Annotated in this window: 13 protein-coding genes; 5 read left to right on the top strand and 8 right to left on the bottom strand. The window is 70.9% G+C overall.

What is annotated here, in order from left to right:
- Window positions 1-38: 38 nt before the first annotated feature.
- Window positions 39-1,262, bottom strand: a complete 1,224-nt coding sequence (locus EDD27_RS27325; RefSeq protein ID WP_127934916.1) for a LeuA family protein — start codon at window positions 1,260-1,262, stop codon at window positions 39-41.
- A gap of 38 nt (window positions 1,263-1,300) precedes the next feature.
- On the opposite strand from EDD27_RS27325, the gene EDD27_RS27320 reads away from it, so the two are divergent.
- Window positions 1,301-2,587 (top strand): citrate synthase, encoded by a 1,287-nt coding sequence (locus tag EDD27_RS27320; protein ID WP_241564279.1) that lies wholly within the window; start codon window positions 1,301-1,303, stop codon window positions 2,585-2,587.
- A 76-nt stretch (window positions 2,588-2,663) separates the two neighbouring features.
- Here EDD27_RS27320 and EDD27_RS27315 read toward each other — a convergent pair whose 3' ends face one another.
- The 3 genes from EDD27_RS27315 to EDD27_RS27290 are packed head-to-tail and all read right to left on the bottom strand — an operon-like array spanning window position 2,664 to window position 8,644.
- On the bottom strand, window positions 2,664-5,918 hold the full coding sequence (locus EDD27_RS27315) for a coiled-coil domain-containing protein (RefSeq protein WP_241564278.1): 3,255 nt from the start codon (window positions 5,916-5,918) through the stop codon (window positions 2,664-2,666).
- Window positions 5,919-5,942: 24 nt separating this feature from the next.
- A complete protein-coding gene (locus tag EDD27_RS56950) occupies window positions 5,943-7,448 on the bottom strand; it encodes a hypothetical protein (protein ID WP_277750756.1) in 1,506 nt (501 codons plus the stop codon).
- Window positions 7,445-8,644, bottom strand: a complete 1,200-nt coding sequence (locus EDD27_RS27290; RefSeq protein ID WP_127934914.1) for a hypothetical protein — start codon at window positions 8,642-8,644, stop codon at window positions 7,445-7,447. Before EDD27_RS27290 ends, EDD27_RS56950 begins: the two co-directional genes overlap by 4 nt.
- A 192-nt stretch (window positions 8,645-8,836) precedes the next feature.
- Here EDD27_RS27290 and EDD27_RS27285 point away from each other — a divergent pair, with 192 nt between their 5' ends.
- A complete protein-coding gene (locus tag EDD27_RS27285; protein ID WP_164903810.1) occupies window positions 8,837-9,790 on the top strand; it encodes a winged helix DNA-binding domain-containing protein in 954 nt (317 codons plus the stop codon).
- A gap of 125 nt (window positions 9,791-9,915) precedes the next feature.
- Here EDD27_RS27285 and EDD27_RS27280 read toward each other — a convergent pair whose 3' ends face one another.
- The gene (locus tag EDD27_RS27280) at window positions 9,916-10,740 is read right to left on the bottom strand and encodes a fumarylacetoacetate hydrolase family protein (RefSeq protein ID WP_127934912.1); all 825 of its coding nucleotides are present in this window, start codon (window positions 10,738-10,740) and stop codon (window positions 9,916-9,918) included.
- Between the two features lie 166 nt (window positions 10,741-10,906).
- On the opposite strand from EDD27_RS27280, the gene EDD27_RS27275 reads away from it, so the two are divergent.
- Window positions 10,907-11,665: a Clp protease N-terminal domain-containing protein gene (locus tag EDD27_RS27275; protein WP_127934911.1), complete on the top strand. Its 759-nt coding sequence runs from the start codon at window positions 10,907-10,909 to the stop codon at window positions 11,663-11,665.
- Between the two features lie 185 nt (window positions 11,666-11,850).
- On the opposite strand, the gene EDD27_RS27270 is transcribed toward EDD27_RS27275, so the two are convergent.
- Window positions 11,851-12,969: a magnesium and cobalt transport protein CorA gene (locus EDD27_RS27270; RefSeq protein WP_127934910.1), complete on the bottom strand. Its 1,119-nt coding sequence runs from the start codon at window positions 12,967-12,969 to the stop codon at window positions 11,851-11,853.
- A 309-nt stretch (window positions 12,970-13,278) separates the two neighbouring features.
- On the opposite strand from EDD27_RS27270, the gene EDD27_RS27265 reads away from it, so the two are divergent.
- Window positions 13,279-13,977 (top strand): M50 family metallopeptidase, encoded by a 699-nt coding sequence (locus EDD27_RS27265; protein WP_127934909.1) that lies wholly within the window; start codon window positions 13,279-13,281, stop codon window positions 13,975-13,977.
- 24 nt (window positions 13,978-14,001) lie between these two features.
- Here the strand turns inward: EDD27_RS27265 and EDD27_RS27260 are convergent, their stop codons facing one another.
- Entirely contained in the window at window positions 14,002-16,224 is a 2,223-nt protein-coding gene (locus tag EDD27_RS27260; protein ID WP_206641677.1) for a thiamine pyrophosphate-dependent enzyme, read from the bottom strand.
- Between the two features lie 311 nt (window positions 16,225-16,535).
- Here EDD27_RS27260 and EDD27_RS27255 point away from each other — a divergent pair, with 311 nt between their 5' ends.
- Window positions 16,536-17,783, top strand: coding sequence for a hypothetical protein (locus EDD27_RS27255; RefSeq protein ID WP_127934907.1), 1,248 nt, complete (start codon window positions 16,536-16,538; stop codon window positions 17,781-17,783).
- Window positions 17,784-17,843: 60 nt separating this feature from the next.
- Here EDD27_RS27255 and EDD27_RS27250 read toward each other — a convergent pair whose 3' ends face one another.
- Window positions 17,844-18,527, bottom strand: coding sequence for a hypothetical protein (locus EDD27_RS27250; protein WP_127934906.1), 684 nt, complete (start codon window positions 18,525-18,527; stop codon window positions 17,844-17,846).
- Window positions 18,528-18,644: the final 117 nt, after the last annotated feature.

Below are 18,644 nucleotides of genomic sequence, written 5' to 3'. Positions count from 1 at the left end.
GGGTGACGTCGCAGGGCACGCCGCGGCCGGCGGTGTCGTCAGTCGCCTTCGTAGCCGGGGAAGAGCAGGGACAGCTCGCGGGGATAGGTCGCGATCAGGCGCAGTTCGTCGTCGGTGAGCGGCCGGCCGGTCATCGCGTTGCAGAGCTGGACCAGCCGGAACGCCAGATCCTCCTCCTCTGCCACCTCGATCCCGAGCCCGTCCATGACGTGCCGGAACCCGGCCTTCCCGCCGTACTCGCCGGTCAGCACGACCCGCCCGCTCCTCGCGTGCCAGTCCTCGGGGAACGGGCCCAGCGTCGCCTCGTCGTACAACTCGTAGTTGCCGTGATCCTTCAGCGCGCCGTCGGCGTGGATGCCCGACTCGTGCGCGAACGCATTGCGCCCCACCCCCACCTGGTTGTACGGCAGCGGCTGCCCGAACGCGTGACTCGCCCACAACCCGAACCGGCGCGCCCAGGACAGGTCGAGCGCGTCACCGATCTCGGCGTTCAGTCCGAAGCCGTGCTCGAAGGCCAGGATGGTGGACAGCAGGTCGGCGTTGCCGGAACGTTCGCCGATGCCGTTCACGCACGTGTTGATCCACGCGTCCTGCCCGGCGTCGAGGTCGCCGAGCGCGCCGGAGACCGAGTTGGCCACGGCCATGCCCAGGTCGTTGTGGCAATGCGTCTCGACCGGCATCGCGGTGGCCGAGGCCAGCTTCGCGAAGCGCTCGCGGATCCTGTCGGGCGTGTCGCCGCCGATCGTGTCGCAGTATCGCACGCGGTCGGCGCCCGCCTGCTTGGCCGCCAGCGCGAACTCCAGCAGGAAGCCGTCATCGGTACGCGAGCCGTCCTCCGCGTTCACGCCCACGGTCAGCGCGCCCGCGTCCTTGGCCACGCGGACCGCCGCCGTCATCTCCCTGATGATCGCGCCCCTGTCCAGCCGGCCGCGGAACTTGTTCTGGATCATGTAGTCGGACGTCGAGATGGACAGGTTGTAGTGCTTGAGCCCGAGCGGCGCCGCCCGCTCCACGTCCTGCGGCACGCCCCGGCACCAGCCCGACAGCCGCAGCTCGCCGAACGCTCCCGCCTCGGCCAGCGCCAGCTGCGCCTTCACGTAGGGGACCTCGTGGAACAGGAACGGGAACCCGATCTCGGACTGCGCCACCCCGAGCCTGGCCAGATAGAAGTTGACCATGGTCTTGCCGAACTTCGACAGGCCGGTGCGCGCGGTCTGCACGCCGTCCCGGTTGGTCACATCGAGGAAATGAACCTTTGGCATGCCCTCACGTTGACATGTGTGCTCAACATGGATCAATATTGATTTTCATCAACATTGAGGAGGTCGCCGGGGTGGAGTGGATCGACGCGGCCACGGCGTCCGAACGTCTCGGGGTCAAGCCCGCCACGTTGTACGCGTACGTGAGCCGGGGCGTGCTGCAGCGGCGGCACAGCGACGACGGGCGGCGCAGCCTCTTCTCCGCCGAGGAGATCGAACGGCTCGCCCGGCGGGGGCGGCCTCGCAGCCAGCCGCCTGAGCTCGTCATCGAGTCGGCCGTCACCGCGCTCGGCGTCGACCGGCACTACTACCGCGGGCTCGACGCGCTGGAGCTCGCCAGGACGGACGACTTCGAAACGGTCGCGGACTGGCTCTGGACCGGCGACCCCGGCGTGCTGCAGGGCTCGCGCCGATCCCGGCCCGGACCGGGCTCGGACGCGGTGCGTCCGGATGCCAGGGTGGTGGCGTGGCGGTGTGAGGCGGAGGCGTTGCGGGCGGCCGTCGCCGCCCAGCGGGGGCTGCCGGACGACCTGCTGCCTCTCGACCGCCTGCAAGTGATCACCACGGTCCTCGGCGCGTCCGACTCCCTCCGCTACCAGCTCGACTCCGCCTCGGTCGCCGACACGGGCCGCCGCTTGATCGCCGGCCTGGTCGATGCCCTGCCCGAGCTCAGCGAGCCGCAGGGGGACTCGATCGCCGAGCGGCTGTGGTCCCGCCTGTGCCCGCACCCCGCCCCGCCCGCCCTGCTCGACGCGGTGAGCGCCGCGCTGGTGCTGCTCGCCGACCACGAGCTGGCCGCCTCGACGCTGGCCGCCAGGGTCGCCGCCTCCGCGAAAGCCGACCCGTACGCCGTGGTCCTGACGGGGTTCGGCGTGCTGGGCGGCCCGTTGCACGGCGGGGCGTCGTACGGGGCCGAGCGCCTGCTCGCCGAGATCGCCGAGCCCGGCCAGGCCGCGCGGGCGATCGCGGAGCGGGTACGCCGCGGCGAGCGCATCCCGGGGTTCGGCCACAGCATCTACAAGAACGGCGACGGCCGCGGCGGCCTCCTGCTCGACCTGGTCAAAGAGGCGGCGCCAGGACACGAGAGGATCGCCGCGGGCACGGCCGTGCTCGAGGAGATGCGCAGGCGCCGGCTCCCCGAACGCAACGTCGACTTCGCCCTCGCCATCCTCGCCGCCGTGAGCGGCATGGTGAGCGGCGCGGGCGAGGCCATCTTCGCGGTGGCCAGGGTGGCGGGCTGGCTGGCGCACGCGATGGAGGAGTACGAGCGAGGCTCCCTCCTCCGCCTGCGCGCCTCCTACACAGGCCCGCCGATCCGCGGCGCGTGACCTCTATCGGCGCGGCACGGGAACCGGCTGACCGCGCCGCGCCGCCTCACCGGCCGGCCGCGACCGGGGGACTGCGTCAGCTCCGGTCGACGTACGCCGCCAGCGCTCGCACCCGCTCCGCGTGCTGGTCGTGCCCGACGATCACTGGAGGCTCGTTGTACGGCATCGCGTCCGACGAGCGCCGCAGCTTGACGTATTGCCCGCAGGCGTCGATCGCGTACGGCTCCATGTCGTCCTGCAACGCCCCGATCACGGTGATCCCGTACGTCTCGCCGATCCTCCTGAACAGCGCCACCGCCTCCCTGCGGTGCTCCTTGCCCAGGTTGCGGCCCAGCTCGTCGAGCACCAGGCACAGATGCCCGCCCCCGGACGAGGCGATGGCCGCCGCGCACACCAGCTTGACGGCCTTCTCGTCCATGAGCGCGGTGTTGGCCCGCCGGTTGTACGGCACGAACCCCTGACCCTCGCCGCGCCGCCACTTCGGCGTCACGCGCCACTGCCAGCGCTGCTCGGGATCGGCAGGCGCGGGCGGCACCGGGAACTCCAGCGTCGCGCCGTAACCGCCGTAGGACGTGTCGAGCTTCTCGAATTCCTCCGCCACCCGCGTCAGCCGCGCCTTGATCGCCGCCGTGAGCGCCGCCCGGTGGACGGCCGTCGACTGCGCCGCCTCCTCCGCGCCCCTGGCCGCCGCCGCCAGGTCGCGCTGCCGGGAGACGATCTGCGCCTCGATCTGCCGGCGCTGGTGGCGCTCGTACTCCTCCTGCCCCCGCAGGTACGACGCCAGCGCCCCGCACACCGCCGCGAACGTCGCCTGCTCCCGCGCCGTGCTCCCGCCCCGCTCGTCCAGCAGGTAGCGCAGCTCCTCGGGGATCTCCGCGTCCTCCTCCGGGAACGTGTCACGCAATGCCTGGTCGAAGTGGCGCTCGGCGATCCGCCACCATTCGTCGGCCGTACGCGGCCGCTCCTCCTCCGGCAGCGCCTCCAGCCAGGCGCGGGCGGTCTCCACCGTGCCGCCCCAGTCGGCGGCCAGCGCGTCGAGCCTCAGCGCCTCCCGTTCCGCGGAGACCTTCGCCTCCTGGTCGCGGGCCTGCGCCCGCTCGGCCTCGTGCCGCTGCCGCCGGCCCTCCAGCCGTTCGATCTCCATGTCCCGCGTACGGGCCCGGAAGTCGAGCGTCCCGGCCAGCCGCTCGGCCTCGGCGACCTTGGGAGCCAGCTCCTCGATCGCCGCGTTCAGCTCGCCGAGCCGGGTCCGCCGCTCGCTCAGCTTCGCCTCGACCTCGGCCAGCCGCAGCCCGGCCCTGGCGCCCTCCAGCCGCCGCTGCGCCTCCGCGACGGCCTCCTCCCCATCGCGTACGGCCTGCGCCGCCGTCTCCTGAACGTCCTTGGCCCGGTGCAGCCGCTGCTCGGCCGCCTTGATCCGGGCCTCCCGTCCGGTCGCCACCCCGTCGAACGCCCCCACGACGCTCACCCCGGCCGCGCTGACCAGCACCGACCCGGGCAACGCCGCGAGGGCGTCGGCCGCCGAGGAGAGCTGGGCGGCATCCACGATCACGGCGTGCTCGTGCGGCCACCCGCGCAGGCCGCCCGGCTGCGCGGCCTCACGCGCCTGCTCGGCCACGTCCAGCGCGTCCAGCAGACCGGTCGCGCCGATGCCCGCCGCCGCGAGCGCGTTGAGCTGGGCCGCCGCCGGGCCGCCCTCCGCGTCGTCCAGCGCCGCCTGGGCGGAGTGCATCTCCTGGTCGGCCACGCCCAGCGCCTTGAGCGCCTCGTTGAGACGGAGCCGGACCTCCCCCAGCTCCCGCTCCGCCGTGGGCACGTCACGCCCGTCGGCGAACCTGCGCATCTCCTCGAGGGCCTGGGTCTGGCCGCGCAGCTCGTCGGCGGAGTTCTCGGCCACGGCCCGGTCCGCGTCCAGTTTGGCGGCTCTGGCCTGCAGCGCCGCCAGCTCCTTGCGGGCCTGCGACACCTGCCGGTCGAGCGTGTCCTCCCGCAGCGTGGCGATCTCCGCCTTCACCATGGCGATCGCCTCCGCCGCCGTCTCGCCGGCCGCGCGCCGCCGTTCGAGCTCGGCGGCCAGGGACTCGTCCTTCGCCGCCGCGTCGGCCAGCCGGCGCGCCTGCCTGCCACGCCAGCACCGCAACGCGTCCGCGAGGCGTATCCTCGCCTGGTCGCGCCGGTCGAACGTCGTCAGCAACGCCTTCGACTCCGACTCGAACTCCGCCAGCCGGTCGGCCGCCTGCGCTGCCCGCACCCGCTTGGCGTGCTCGTCCCTGCGGGCCTCCCGCTCCTGCTCCAGCTCGGCGTCCAGGCCTGTCAGGGCGGCGATGGCCTCGAAGACCCGCTCGGGGGAGATCTCGTTGAGCGGCTGGGAGAGCAGGTTGGTGGCGACCTTGCTGCGGACGGACGTCGACAGGAACGACACGCACCTGACCCTGTCGCCGTAGAGGACCTTGGTGAGGTCGCGGGCCACCACATCACGTCGCCCGGCCGACTTCGGCAGCGACGCCCAGATCTCGTCGGCGCGCGCCACCCGCTCGGCCTCGGACGGGGATGCCGCCAGGTGCACGCCCTCCCGCCAGCGGATCTCCAGGTGCGGCGCCTCCTGGTTGACCTTCAGCCACACGGTGAGCGCGCCGCCCGAGGTGTCCGGCACCTCGAACAACTCCCCGCTCGCCTCCTCGCCGTCGGCCCCGCCGAGGACCAGCTCGCCGGCCCCCTCCGCCCGCGGATCCGCGACCGCACCGGCCCCCTTCACGCCCTCTGCCACCCCATACACGCCGCCCGCGCCGCCTGCGGAGCCCGCGCCCCCGCGCCGGCCGCCCGTGCCGGTGCCATCACCATCTGCGGCGGCCGTTCTCGATACTGCCTGTGCCAAGCCGGCAAGAGCGGCGTCGGCACTGTGCGCGGTGGCGGCCGGCGGCACCAGGCTGTCCGCCGGTTGCGCGGTTTCCGGGCCGCCGGAGAAGCCCTCCATGCCGGGCGGGGCGAAGACGCCCACGATGTAGCCGTGGTCGGCGCTCGCCCACTGGCGGGCGCCCGCGCCGCTGGCCAGCTCGGCGTTGAACAGCAGCTCCGACACCGCCTTGGCGCCCGAGGCGAAGCGCCACTGCTCGTCCCCGAGCAGCGCCGTGATCGAGGCGATGAACGACGACTTACCGGCGCCGTTGGAGTCCTTCGGCCCGGCGCCCGCGACGACGATGAGCGTGCCGGGGACGGTGGGCACCGGATGGGTGGAGAGCCGCGAAATGTTGACCGCCTGCACAGCGATCAGCACCCGGTCCCCGACGACGTTCTCCACCTGCGACACCTGCGACCCCCGTATTCCTTCCATCCACATGTCCGTAGCGCGTGCTCATCACGCGGACCTCCGCGCACGTACGGCCGCCGCCAGCGGCGTGTTCGGCCCCGCCGCCAGGATCAGCTCCTCCTGCAGCCGCCGCCGCGCCGCCGGGGTGAGCCGGTGGAACTGCGGGCCCGGGACATAGCCGCCCGCCTCCTCACCGGCCTTGACCTGGCTCAACAGCCCGGCGTGCCGCAGCGTGCGCAACGCCGACTCCAGCTCGCCGATCGGGAGCTGCGTGTGGCGGCGCAGCTCGTCGGCCGGGGTGGGGTGCGGCGACAGCCACGAGTCCTCGGGCAGCAGACCTTCGGCCCGCGGAATGGCCACCGAGTGCACCAGCACCAGCGTCAGCACCGCCCGCTCGCTCATCCCCAGCCGGGTTGCGCCGGGCTCCAAGGCGGTGAGGGCGTCGTCGTAGCCGGAGGTCCAGCGGTCCCGGTGCTGGATGAGGATGCGGCCGCGCCGGCCCAGCATCTCGCCCAGCGTGCGGCGCAGCGCCGGATCGCGCAGGGCGGCGAACCGCACCTCCTGGACGGGCTCGGCGGCATGCTCCACCACCATGAACGCCGCCACCAGCTCCGCCCGCCGCCGCTCGTCGTAACCGCCCAGCAGATCGTCGAACTCGGCCGCACCGCCCTCGACCCGCACTCCGATGTCCGGAGAAGGGGCTTCGGCGGGGCGGGCGGCGGCCACGATGTCGGCGTCGCCCACCACGGTGAGATCGGGCCGCTCCGGCTCGGGCAGGCGCCGCACCAGCTCCTGGAGCTGCGCGTGCGACTCCACCGGCCACAGGGCACACCGCGGGCCCAGCACGACCACGCCGTCGTCCATGGCGATCCACGCCGAGTCGTGCAGCCGGCGCAGCGCCCCGACCGCCCAATTGCGCATCAGATCGTCGGTACGGCCGATCAACGCCCGGTAGGTGTCCAGCACCAGCTCCACGGGCGCCGGATCCCCCGGCCACGGGTCCACGGACAGGTCCGTCCAGCAACACTTCAGCACGGCTGCCAGAACCCGCCTCGTTTCCCCGGCCCGCTCCACGGGGACGCCCGTCACCTGGTATTCGTCCAGCAACGACGGCGTCACCCCGTCGGGCCACACCGGCACGGCATGTCCGGTGGAGTCCGGCCACGTCAGGCGCACCATTCCGGCCGGCGCGGCCACCCCTGCCCCCAGCGGCAACGGCCCTCCCGAACGCGCCCGCACATGCGCGACCCGCCCCTCGACCACCTCAGGCGACCCCTCCACCGGGGCCCCGACCCGCCCGGCTGCTCCCGGCCGAGCAGAACCCCGGGCGCTGCCGGTCTCCTCCACGCGATCGGATCCGGAGCGTGCCGGATCCGGGGCGCCGTCAGCCACCTTTGGGCGGTCGGACGCCGGGCGGCCGGACCTGGAGTCGGACGTCGGGCGGCCGGACCTCGGGTCGGACGTCGGGCGGTCGGATCTCGGGTCGGACGTCGGGCGGTCGGACCTCGGCTGGTCGGACCCCGGGGCGGGGCCGAGGGTGTCGGAGGTGCTCATGACGTGCGCTCCAGCCAGCCGTGCGACAACCACGCCGGCTCCCGCCCGGGATCGATCGTCAGCTCATCGGACCAGGTCAGCCGGTAGGGCAGCTCAGGACGGAGATCCACGGTGGTCAGGTCGGCGAGGAGGCGGCGGGCCGACGGCCAGTCGGGCCCGAGCACATCGGCAAGCGCCACCCGCGAGGCGTCGCCCAGCAGCGTCTCGGCCACCGATCTCAGCCGCTCCATCGCCGCCCCAGGCGAGGAGTCGAGCGCGTCGGAAGGCCCGGGGTCGGGCAGGTTGGACCGCGGGGGAGTGGGCTGCGCAGGCGCCGGCCGCGGTGCTTCGTCCACGGCGCGGGCGATGGCGGCCGGGTCGTGCCACGGCGCGGGCGCGTCGAACAACAACCCGTCGAGCACGGCGGCCAGCCGTTCCTTCGAGGCGGTCTGCGCGAACGTCCGCCACGTCTCCGTCGGCAGCAACGTCAGGTTGCGGGTGGTGCCCGCCGAATCGGCCAGGCGCCCCGCGGCCCGGCGGGAGGCGTCGCTGTAGGCGTAGATCGCCGCCCGCAGATCAGTGCACACCCGGTCGAGCTCAGGCCAGCGGGTCAGGATCGTGCCGTGCAGCCCTTGCGCGCGCCGGGCGATCTCCTCGGTGCCCCAGAGCTTGGGCGCCTGTTCGCGCAATTCCTCGATCGTGCCCGTGGAGAGCGTGATCAGCTCCAGCGCCCACAGCCGGAACGCCCGCGCGAGGTTGACCGCGCTCTGCCTGGCCTCGTCCATCGTGGTGCGCGGATCGGCGACATTGAGGTCTTCGAGGGCCAGCAGCCGGTGCATCTCCGACTGCCCGCCGTCGTCCATCATCCGCCGGATGAACATCAGCCCGACCACGCTCGTGAACGAGGCCCGATATCGCAGCTGATTGGGCTTGGGGAACACCTCTCGGATCGCGCCCAGCCCCTTGAGCACTCGCAGCCGGTTGTCGAACTGATCGCTCGGATAGGCCCGGCAGGCGAAGCGCATCTGCTCGTGCGTCAGCCACTCCTCGCCCGCCTCGGCGAACGCCGCGAACAACGTCTCGGCGATGTCCACCAGGGCAGGGTCGTCCACCACGGCGCCGCTGTCGCGGGCCAGCGCGGCGAACATCCGGCGGTAGGTGGACAGGACCGCCTCGTCGGTGAGGACGGTGTCGAGGGTCAGGGGCTGTTCGGGCACGCGCACTAAGGTACGGCGTCCCACCGACACTCGCGGAACCAACGCGCTCAGGGGTGGCTCTCCTCCGGCATACCGCTCGGCATTGGGGCACGCCCGCACCCCCGCACCCCGCTCACCGCTCGGCATTGGGGCACGCCCGCACCCCGCTCACCGCTCGCCTGCCCGGACGCCTGCTCTACGATGACCCACGCGATGAGAAGCATCGAGGCACAACTCCTGCACCGCCCGGCCGGCCTGACCGCGGGCGAGATCGTCCGCCGTCTGGGGGCGATGCAGGCCCAGGACGTGCCCGCCGCCCTCCTCGCCTTTCGCGCCCGCTCGGCCACCCTGACCCCGGCCGACGTCGAGGCCGCGTGGCACGACCGCGAGATCGTCAGGACCTGGGGCCCGCGCGGCACCCTGCACTTCGCCCACAGCGACGACCTCTCCTGGATTCACGCGCTGACCAGGAGCGACACCCATGCCCTGCGCCGACTCCGGGAGGAAGGCGTCACCGCCGACGATCCTCTCGGCCTCATCGCGGGAACGCTCGAAGGCCAAGGCCCGCTCACCAAGGCCGACCTGGATGACCGTCTGGCCGGCCGGGCCCGAGGCCAGGGGATCGTGGCCCTGGTGGCGCTGGCCGCGTACCACGGCCTCGCCGTGCTGGGCCCGCTCCGCGCCGGCAAGCCCACCTACGTGCACGCGGCCGACTGGCTGGGCGCTCCCATCGTCCCCGAGCCGGACCGCGAACGCGCGCTCAAAGAGCTGGCCCTCCGCTACCGCCGTGCCCACCACCCCGCCGAGCCGGAGGATCTGGCCGCCTGGTCGGGCCTGCCGCTCGGGCAGGCCCGCGTGGCCTGGGGCCTGAGCGGGGACGAGCCGCCGCCCGCCCGGGTAGGGCCGGTGCTACGGCTGTTGCCCGCGTTCGACGAATACGTGATGGGCTGGCGGAGCAGGGACCTGATCCTGGCCGCCGAGCACGCCAAGCAGGTGTTCCCCGGCGGCGGCGTCCTGCGGCCCGTCGTGCTGGTGGACGGCGCGATCAGAGGCGTCTGGGGGAGGAAGGTCGCGCAGGTGAGCGTGCGGCCGTTCGAGAAGCTGCCGGAGGACCTGCTCGACGACGAGATCGCCGACGTGGGCCGCTTCCTCAGGGGACGGCCGTGAAAGCAAACCGGTGTGCCGGGAGATAACAGACGGCCACTGATACATCGGAAGGTTGCACATGACGGGGGAGACCATCGCGACGGTCCCGTTCCGCTGCCGTACCACCAGCCGACGTAGGCGCACGCTCAGCGATGGCGGCGTGCCGTGTTCACCAGTTCCCCGACCCCGGAGATCCGCGTCACGACCTTGCTGCCGTCCGCCAGGTACCGGGGCGGCTTGCGCGCGTGCCCGACGCCCCCGGGCGTGCCGGTGGCGATGACGTCGCCCGGCCGCAGGGTGAGGATCTCCGACAGGTACGCGATCAGCTCGGCGGGCGAGAACACCAGGTCGCCGGCGTCCGCCTGCTGCATCCCCTCCCCGTCCACCTCGCACACCAGGGTCATCGAAGCCCCCTCCACCTCGTCGGGCGTCACGAGATAGGGCCCGAAGGGCGTGCTGGCCTCGAACGTCTTGCCTTGGAGCCACTGCAACGTGCGGTTCTGGTAGTCCCGGGCCGTCACGTCGTTGAGCACCGAATAACCCGCGATGCACGCCGGCGCCTGCTCGGCCGGGACGTGCCGCGCCGTCGTACCGATGATCACGGCCAGCTCGGCCTCCCAGTCCATGGCCTGGGAGACGGCGGGCAGCACGATGTCGTCGTAGGGCCCGGTCAGCGCCTCGGCGAACTTCGCGAACACCGTCGGATGCTCGGGCAGCTCCCGCCCCATCTCGAGGATGTGGTTGCGGTAGTTGAGCCCCACACAGATGATCTTGCCCGGCCTGGGCACCACGGGCGCGAGATCGGCCGTGGACAGCGGATGCCGGGGCCCGTCGGCGGCGGCCGCGATCTCCCGCCACCGGGGATCGGCCAGCAACGCCCCGACGTCGGGCGCGCCGATCTCCACCGCGTGCTCGCCGTCGATGCGGGCGGCCGTCGTCCGGCGCGGCAACCTCAGCGTCGCGAGCCTCACGCGAACCCTCCTGGGCGAACATTCTCGTGTACGAGCGTCATGCGAGCTCCTCCGGGTTGTGGGCCCCCACGCTAGAAGATCAGCTTGGCCTGCAGCACGGAGATTCTGCTGTGACGAACGCAACCGCAACCTTGAGATGTAACCCCTAAGGGGTTATGGTGGGGTCATGCCTAAAATCAACGTCTACCTGCCCGACGAACTCGCCGAGGCGGTCAAGCAGGCCGGCGTGCCGGTGTCGGCGGTCTGCCAGCGAGCCCTGGAACAGGCGGTGCGCCGGGTGACCGCCATCAGGCAAACCGTGCTCACCGACCTCGACCTGTCCACGCCCACCGGCGCGCTGACCCACCTGACGGACAGAGCGCGTACGGTCCTCAAACTCGCCGCCGACCAGGCCCGCGCCGAGGGCTCCGCGAGCGTCGGGACCGAGCACCTCCTCAGCGGCCTGCTCACCGAGGGCGGCAACCTGGCCCTGCACGTGCTGCGCGCCATGGAAATCAGCCTGGACCAGGTCCAACGCGACCTGGCCGCCCACCATCGGCCCCCCGCGACCGGCTCGGGTGAGGACGCGACGCGGACCTTCAGCGGGCCCGCCACCAACGCTCTGGAGTTCGCCGTCACCGAGGCCACCTCACTCGGCCACAACTACGTCGGCTGTGAGCACCTCCTGCTGGGCCTCGTCGCCGAGCCCGACGGCACCGCCGGCCAGGTCCTGCGCGCCCTGGGCGCCGAGCCCCGCCTCACCCGCCGCGCCGTGGCCGCCGCCCTGGCCGGCTACGTGCACCTGCGCGCCCAGACCCAGCAGGGTGCGCCAGGACAAGGCCAAGGCCAGGCCGCCGCGATGCTGACGACCGCCATCAGGACCGAGCTCCAGCCGCTCGTCCAGCGCCTCGAGCGCCTGGAGGAGCACCTGGGCCTGAGTTCCTGAGGATTCCCCATGGACCCCGTCGCCCGGCGGCGCACGTGGGCCGCCTTCCGCGTCGTCCTCGTGGCCACACTCGTCGTCGGCCTGCTGATCGGGGCCCTGTGGTGAGCTACCGCGCGAGGTGGAAGTGGAGCGCGGCCGTCACGCCGCGCTCCACCGGCCAGTCAGAAGTCTGGCCGCAGTGAGCGCTAGAGCCAGTCCCGTCGTTTGAAGACCACGTAGAGGACCAGGCAGACGACGGCCATCAGCAGGATGGCGAACGGATAACCGAACGCCCAGTGCGTCTCCGGCATGAAGTCGAAATTCATCCCGTAAATGGTGCCCACCAAAGTCGGCGCGAACAGGATGGCCGCCCACGCGGAGATCTTCTTGACCTCCTCGCCCTGCTGGATGCTCGCCTCCGTCATCCGCGCCATCTCCGCGTTCTGCGCCTGGGTCACCAACGTCGAGTTGACGACGAGAATGTTCTGCAGCATCTGGCGGAAGGCCGAGATCCGCTCCGCGACGGTGATCGCGTGGTCGGCCACATCGCGCAGGTAACTCTGCAGCTCGTCGTTCAGCCCATACTTCGGAGCCCCGGCGATGAACCCGTGGATCATCCCGACCAACGGTGACGTGGCTCGCTGGAACTCGATGACCTCGCCGGACAACTCGTACACGCGCCGTGACACCGACGGGTCGCCGCCGAAGACCTGGACCTCGATCTCCTCGATGTCCTTCTGGAGTCCGGCCACCACCGGCGCGTAGCCGTCGACCACGGCGTCGAGTATCGCGTAGAGCACGGCCTGGGGGCCCTGCCGGAGCAGGTCGGGGTCGGACTCCATGCGCTTGCGCACCGCCTGGAGATCGGGCGCCTCGGCGTGCCGTACCGTGATCACGAAGTTGGGGCCGACGAAGACGTGCACCTCGCCGAACGCGACCTCCTCCACGTCGTCCAGGTAACGGGCGGCACGCAGCACCACGAACAGCGTGTCGCCGTACCGGTCGGCCTTCGGCCGCTGGGAGCCGACGATCGCGTCCTCCAGCGCCAGCTCGTGCAGCTCGAACTCCTCGCCGAGCTTGACCAGCTCCCACTCCTTGGGCCGGTACAGCCCGATCCAGGCCATGCTGCCCGGCATCTCCTTGAGGCGCTCGAAGGCGTCGGCCAGGGAGCCGGGGTTGTCGACGCGCTCGCCGTCCTGGTAGATCGCGTTGTCGATGACCGTCGGCCGGTAGGGGGGCTCCTCGGTGGCGCGCGGGTCCATCGAGTGCTCGGGCGCCTCCTCGCGGGCCGCGCCGCTGCGCCGGAAACCTCTGACCCTGGCCATGCTCACTCCAGAACGACTGCTATGCGGGGCCGAGCGCGTCAAGCCGCCGGGCGGCCCGGTCCCCGATGGTCTTGCGCCACGTGCCGATCGTTCACCTTCCCATCAGATCACGACCGCAGCGCTGCGCCGCCGCACGCTGCGCATAGGCCACGACGCCAGATTCGGGGAAAAAGGTCGCAAATTGGGGACATTCAGGTATACAACGGGCGAAATCATGGGTCCTGGTGGTGAGCTCGGCCGCCATCGCCCCGATCAGAATGTTGTTCGGTGGGCGCGGCGAAGACTTTACCTGGATAGGGTTTCTCCTCGATGGACAAGTTCTGGGCCCACCTGATCAAGGTTCAGCCTGACCCCGACCCATGGGTCGTGGTCGTCTCGGCTCTGGTCGCGCTCGTGATCGTCGGCTTCCGCATGTCCTGGCAGCTGTCCCGGGGCCTGATCACGATCGCGCACGAGGGCGGCCACGCGCTGATGGCGCTGGTCACCCGGCGCAAGCTCGAAGGCATCCGCCTGCACTCCGACACCTCGGGCGTGACGCTCACCAGGGGAAGGCCCACCGGGCCCGGGATGGTCCTGACCGCGATGGCGGGCTATCTCGCGCCGCCGCTGCTCGGGCTCGCCGCCGCGTGGCTCACCGAGCAGGGGCACATCACGCTGCTGATCTGGACCGTGCTGCTGTTCCTGGTCTGCATGCTGCTGCTGATCCGCAACCTGTACGGCGCGCTGATCCTCCTGGCCACGGGTGGCGCCGTGTTCGCCCTGATCATGTATGCCCCCGCCGAGATCCAGCAGGGCGTCGCCCTGGTCGCGGTCTGGTTCCTGCTGCTGGGCGGGATCCGGCCGATCATCGAGCTGCAGCAGAAGCGGCGCAGGCGGCAGGCCAGGGACTCCGACGCCGACCAGCTGGCCAGGCTGACGTTCCTGCCGGGCGGCTTCTACGTGTTCTTCTTCTTCATGGTGTCGGTCGCCGCCGCGGTTTTCGGCGGGTATCTCATGAATCCGCTCTAGCCGCGAGATCAACGGGGACAGGCCTCAGCTGAGGAGCTTGCGCGCCGCCTGCTCGATCTCCTCCTCCGACAGCAGCACATGATCGGCCGCCGTCCCCAGCGGGATGAAGCTGTCGGCCGAGGTCACCCGCGCCACGGAACCGGTGAACCCGGCGTCGGTCAGCTCCGCGATGATGCCTTCGGAGACGCCTCCGGTGTGCCGGGTCTCGTCGGCGATCAGCACCTTGCCCGTCAGCTCGGCCGCCCGCAGCAGGTCGTCCAGCGGCAGCGGCGCCAGCCAGCGCAGGTCGAGGACGCGGCAGCCGTACCCCTCCTGGGTCAGCCGCACGGCGGCCCGCAGGCTCATCCGCAGCCCGTTGCCGAACGTCACGATCGTCAGGTCGCGCCCGTCGCCGTACGAGCGTGCCCGGCCGATCGGCACGTGCGTCTCCGCCCAGCGCCCGGGCGGCACGTACGGCGCCAGCCACCCCCCGTCGCCCTCGTCGAACAGGTCTTTGGTGTGGTAGAGCGCGATCGGCTCCAGGAACACGCACACCGATCCGGACGTCTGAGCCGCCGCCAGGCACGTGCGCAGCATCGCGGCCGCGTCGTCCGGCCGCGCCGGCGAGGCGATGACCAGCCCAGGGATGTCGCGGAGCGCGCCGATCGCGTTGTCGTTGTGGAAGTGCCCGCCGAACCCCTTCTGGTACGCGTACCCGGCCACCCGCACCACCATCGGATTGCGGTAGGCGTGGCGTGAGAAGAACGACAACGTGGCCGCTTCGCCGCGGATCTGGTCGAGCGCGTTGTGCAGGTAGGCCAGGTATTGGATCTCCGGCACCGGCAGCAGCCCGGACACGCCGGCGCCGAGCGCCAGCCCCAGGATGGCCTGCTCGTCCAGCAGCGTGTCGAACACCCGCGCCGCCCCGAACCGCTTCTGCAGCCCGCGGGTCACGCCGTACACGCCGCCCTTCTTGGCGACGTCCTCGCCGAACACCGTCATCTCGGGGTAGACGGTCAGCGCGTCGGCCAGCGTACGGTTGATCGCCATCGAGAGCGTCATCGGCTTGTCGTCCTCCGGCAGCGACCCGGCGAACGCCTTCTCCCTGGCCTGACCGGACGCCGCCATCGGGCTGATCTTGGCGATCAGCTCGGGACTGCGTGGCGCGATCGGCTCCATGATCTCCTTGGCGGTGCCGAGTCGCGGGCTGCGCGTGGTCTCCAGCGCGATGCGCATCACGTGCTCGCGCGTGGACTCGTATGTCTTGAGCAGGTCCTCCGGGGTCTCCAGCCCGGCCTCGACCAGGAGCGCCGCCGTGCGTACCAGCGGGTCGCGCTCGAGGTCGGCCTTGATCTCGCGCTGGGTGCGGTAGGCCACCTCGACGTCGGAGCCGGCGTGCCCCATCAGCCGCACCATGGACAGGTGCAGGAACGCGGGAGACCGGTGCGTGCGTACGTGCTCGACGGCGCGTACGGCGGCGTCATAGGCGTCGGCCAGGTCGCAGCCGTCGGCGGCGAAGTATTCGATGCCCGGCCGCCGCGCGGCCGCCTCGACCCAGCCCTTGGGCGTGCGGACGCTGATGCCGATGCCGTTGTCCTCGCACACGAACAGTATCGGCAGCGGCTGCCCCTGGTACGTCGCGTAGGAGACGGTGTTGAAGCCGGACAACGCGCTGGCGTGGTTGATCGAGGCGTCGCCGAAGCTGCACACCGCGATCGCGTCCTCCTGCTTCCACCGCGAAGCCGCCTCGAGGGCCTTGGCCCGCTCGATGGCGAAGGCCACGCCCACCGCACGGGGCAGATGGCTGGCGATCGTGGAGGTCTGCGGGATGACGGCCAGGTCAGGGTGGCCGAACACCTTGTGCCTGCCGCCCGCGATGGGCTCGTCCGCCGCCGCGGTCAGGCCCATCAGCACGTCCCTGATGCCCTGCTCGGGGACTCGTCCCGCCTTTTCCGAGCGCGTCAGGTAGAACGCGCCGGAACGGTAGTGGAGCAACGCGGGATCGCCGGGCCGCAGCGCGGCGGCGACGGCGGCGTTGCCCTCGTGGCCGGCCGAGCCGATCGTGTAGAAGCCCTCGTCCTGCTCGCGCAGCCAGCGGGCGGCGATGTCGAGCAGCCGGCTTTCGAGCTGGCGGCGGAACAGCACTCTGCAGTGCTCGCCGGTCAGCGTCGTGCCCTCGCGGACCGGCAGGCCGGGATCTCGGGCCGGACCTGCCGCCAGCGTTGCAACCGCCTGGGCGAAATGAGTCTCAACAGTGTCGCGCGCCACACCATCGATTATGTCTTTCATCGGCGCTGCCGTCTGCTGGACGCCGGTGACATGTTTTGTGGACCGGTGTTATTGACCCCGATCTATAACCGTTTGTCAGAATCCACAACCTTCTCGTCCGTGTGCACGTCTACTGAGAAGACACACGTGGCACCCTCAATGCCGCGTTGAACCACTGGGGTCTCCAGAAAGGAACCCGCATGTTACAACGCATCCGTGTCGCCGCCCTCGCCGTCATAGTCGGCGCAGGGGCCTTGGTAGCCCTCGCACCGACTGCCGCGACGGCGGCCCCGACACCCATCCTCACTCCCGTGGGCATCAGTCCCAGCCCGCCGATCGACGTCACCAAAGGCGCGGTCACGGCGACGTTCAGCTTCGCCACGAAGAACGCGGAGAAGGCCGAGCTCATGCTCAAGCCGCCCGGCGAGGTGAGCGTCGAGACACCCGTCACGCTGACGCCCACCAAGCGCGGCGACTGGACGAGGTGGACCGGCACCAAGTCCTTCGACTCCACGAACGTCGGCAAGTGGAGCTGGCGCGCCTCCGCCCAGGGCGATGGCGACGTTTCGCGTAGCGGCACGTTCGAGGTCGTCGTCAAGAAGGTGCTCGACACCAAGATCGTCGACTTCGACGCCAGCCCCGACCTCGTCGACAAGGGTGACCTGATCAAGGTCTCCGGACGGCTCCTGGCCGACGGCCAGGGGTACCCGGGTCAGACCGTCTCGATCACCTTCCGCGAGCGCGGCTCCGACACCTACCGCGAGGTCGCCAAGGTGACCACCGGACGCGGCGGGTGGTTCGGCGCCAACGTGCGGGTGAACGCCACCGGCTGGTGGCGGGCCGAGTTCGCGGGCACGTCCGCGGCCAAGCCCTCCGTCAGCGACGCCGACCGGGTCGACGTCAAGCGCCGCAATCTGGACAGCAAGATCGTCGGCTTCGACGCCCGCCCCGAGCCCGTGGACAAGGGCGACAAGCTGTCCTTCACCGGCGCCCTGCTGGCCGAGGGCCGCGGCGGAGTGGCCGGCGAGCGCGTGTCGATCTTCTTCAAGGCCGGCGGTTCGTCCCGGTGGGAGTACGTCACCAGCGACGTGACCGGCCGCCACGGCCGCTTCTGGGCCTCCGCCGAGGCCGTCACCTCGGGCTGGTGGCGCGCCGAGTACGCGGGCACGCGCGGCGTCAACGGCTCGGTCAGCGCCGCCGACTGGGTCACGGTCAACCAGCCCGCCCCGCCCCCCGTGGAGAAGGCGGACACGCGGCTGATCAAGTTCAACGCCTACCCTGAGCCGATCAAGCGCGGCAGGTACCTGAAGTTCACGGGCAAGCTGCAGATCGACGACGAGGGGTCCTGGGAGGGCTACTCGGGCAAGGTGGCGCTGTTCTTCAAGCCGCTCAAGTCGAAGAAATGGCAGTACGTGAAGTCGTTCTGGGCCAGTGACAGCGGGCGGCTTTACACGAAGGTCAAGGCCTGGAACTCCGGGCACTGGAGGTTCGTGTTCAGCGGTGACGAGGACACCTACGGCTCCGGCAGCCGCAAGGACTATGTCCGCGTGAAGCGCTGAATGTCATGAAATGAGCCGAGGCCCGGGGCACACCACCCGGGCCTTTGGCCGTGTGGTGCGCTATACGGGCTGCTCGTTCGTGACGGGTTGCGGGTCGGGGAGCTTTGCGTCGATGCGGACGAGGATGGATTCGAGGCGGTCGAATCGCCCGTCATGTGCCTCGAGCCGCTTTTCGATCTTGTCGATTCGCAGGTCCCTGCGTGTGCTGTCCTTGTTGATGTTCGCTACGGCGTCCATCAAACCGTTGATGTTCGTTTGCATGATGTCGAGGCGACCGTCGATCAGCGAGAGACGATGGTCCACCTCGCCGAAGCGCTCATCGACTTGGGCGAAGCGCGCATCCACCTGGGTGAAGCGTGTGTCGATGGCGTCGAAGCGTTCGTCGACTTGGGTGAAGCGTGTGTCGATGGCGTCGAAGCGTTCGTCGACTTGGGTGAAGCGTGTGTCGATGGCGTCGAAGCGTTCGTCGACTTGGGTGAAGCGTGTGTCGATGGCGTCGAAGCGTTCGTCGACTTGGGTGAAGCGTGTGTCGATGGCGTCGAAGCGTTCGTCGACTTGGGTGAAGCGTGCATCGATGGCGTCGAAGCGTTCATCGACCGTTGCGAAGCGGGCGTCGACTGCGTCGAAGCCCGCCTTCATCATGATCTTGACTTCGCCGACCTCTTGGTCGATCTTCTCGAGGATGTTCTTCGAGACGGCGGTGACACGATCGCCGAGCGTGTGGATGCGGGTAGCGATGCTCATGCCAGGCACGCCACTCACAGTAGCTTGCTCGAGTGCGGTGACCCTGACTTCCAGGTCATGACACTTCCCTTGGCATTCCAGCATGGGTGCGCTCCTTTGGCGGAGGAGGATCGGAAG

Origin of the sequence: Nonomuraea polychroma (genome assembly GCF_004011505.1) — a bacterium.
In the GTDB taxonomy this organism is placed as follows: Bacteria; Actinomycetota; Actinomycetes; order Streptosporangiales; family Streptosporangiaceae; genus Nonomuraea; species Nonomuraea polychroma.
This window is presented reverse-complemented; position numbering and strand designations above follow the sequence as displayed.

What these genes read in the sequence shown, in the direction of transcription:
- EDD27_RS27325 (WP_127934916.1), bottom strand. Translation starts at nt 1,262, where the DNA reads ATGCCAAAGGTTCATTTCCTCGATGTGACCAACCGGGACGGCGTGCAG.
- EDD27_RS56950 (WP_277750756.1), bottom strand. Translation starts at nt 7,448, where the DNA reads ATGAGCACCTCCGACACCCTCGGCCCCGCCCCGGGGTCCGACCAGCCG.
- EDD27_RS27315 (WP_241564278.1), bottom strand. Translation starts at nt 5,918, where the DNA reads ATGGAAGGAATACGGGGGTCGCAGGTGTCGCAGGTGGAGAACGTCGTC.
- EDD27_RS27250 (WP_127934906.1), bottom strand. Translation starts at nt 18,527, where the DNA reads ATGAGCATCGCTACCCGCATCCACACGCTCGGCGATCGTGTCACCGCC.
- EDD27_RS27265 (WP_127934909.1), top strand. Translation starts at nt 13,279, where the DNA reads ATGGACAAGTTCTGGGCCCACCTGATCAAGGTTCAGCCTGACCCCGAC.
- EDD27_RS27270 (WP_127934910.1), bottom strand. Translation starts at nt 12,969, where the DNA reads ATGGCCAGGGTCAGAGGTTTCCGGCGCAGCGGCGCGGCCCGCGAGGAG.
- EDD27_RS27285 (WP_164903810.1), top strand. Translation starts at nt 8,837, where the DNA reads ATGAGAAGCATCGAGGCACAACTCCTGCACCGCCCGGCCGGCCTGACC.
- EDD27_RS27275 (WP_127934911.1), top strand. Translation starts at nt 10,907, where the DNA reads ATGCCTAAAATCAACGTCTACCTGCCCGACGAACTCGCCGAGGCGGTC.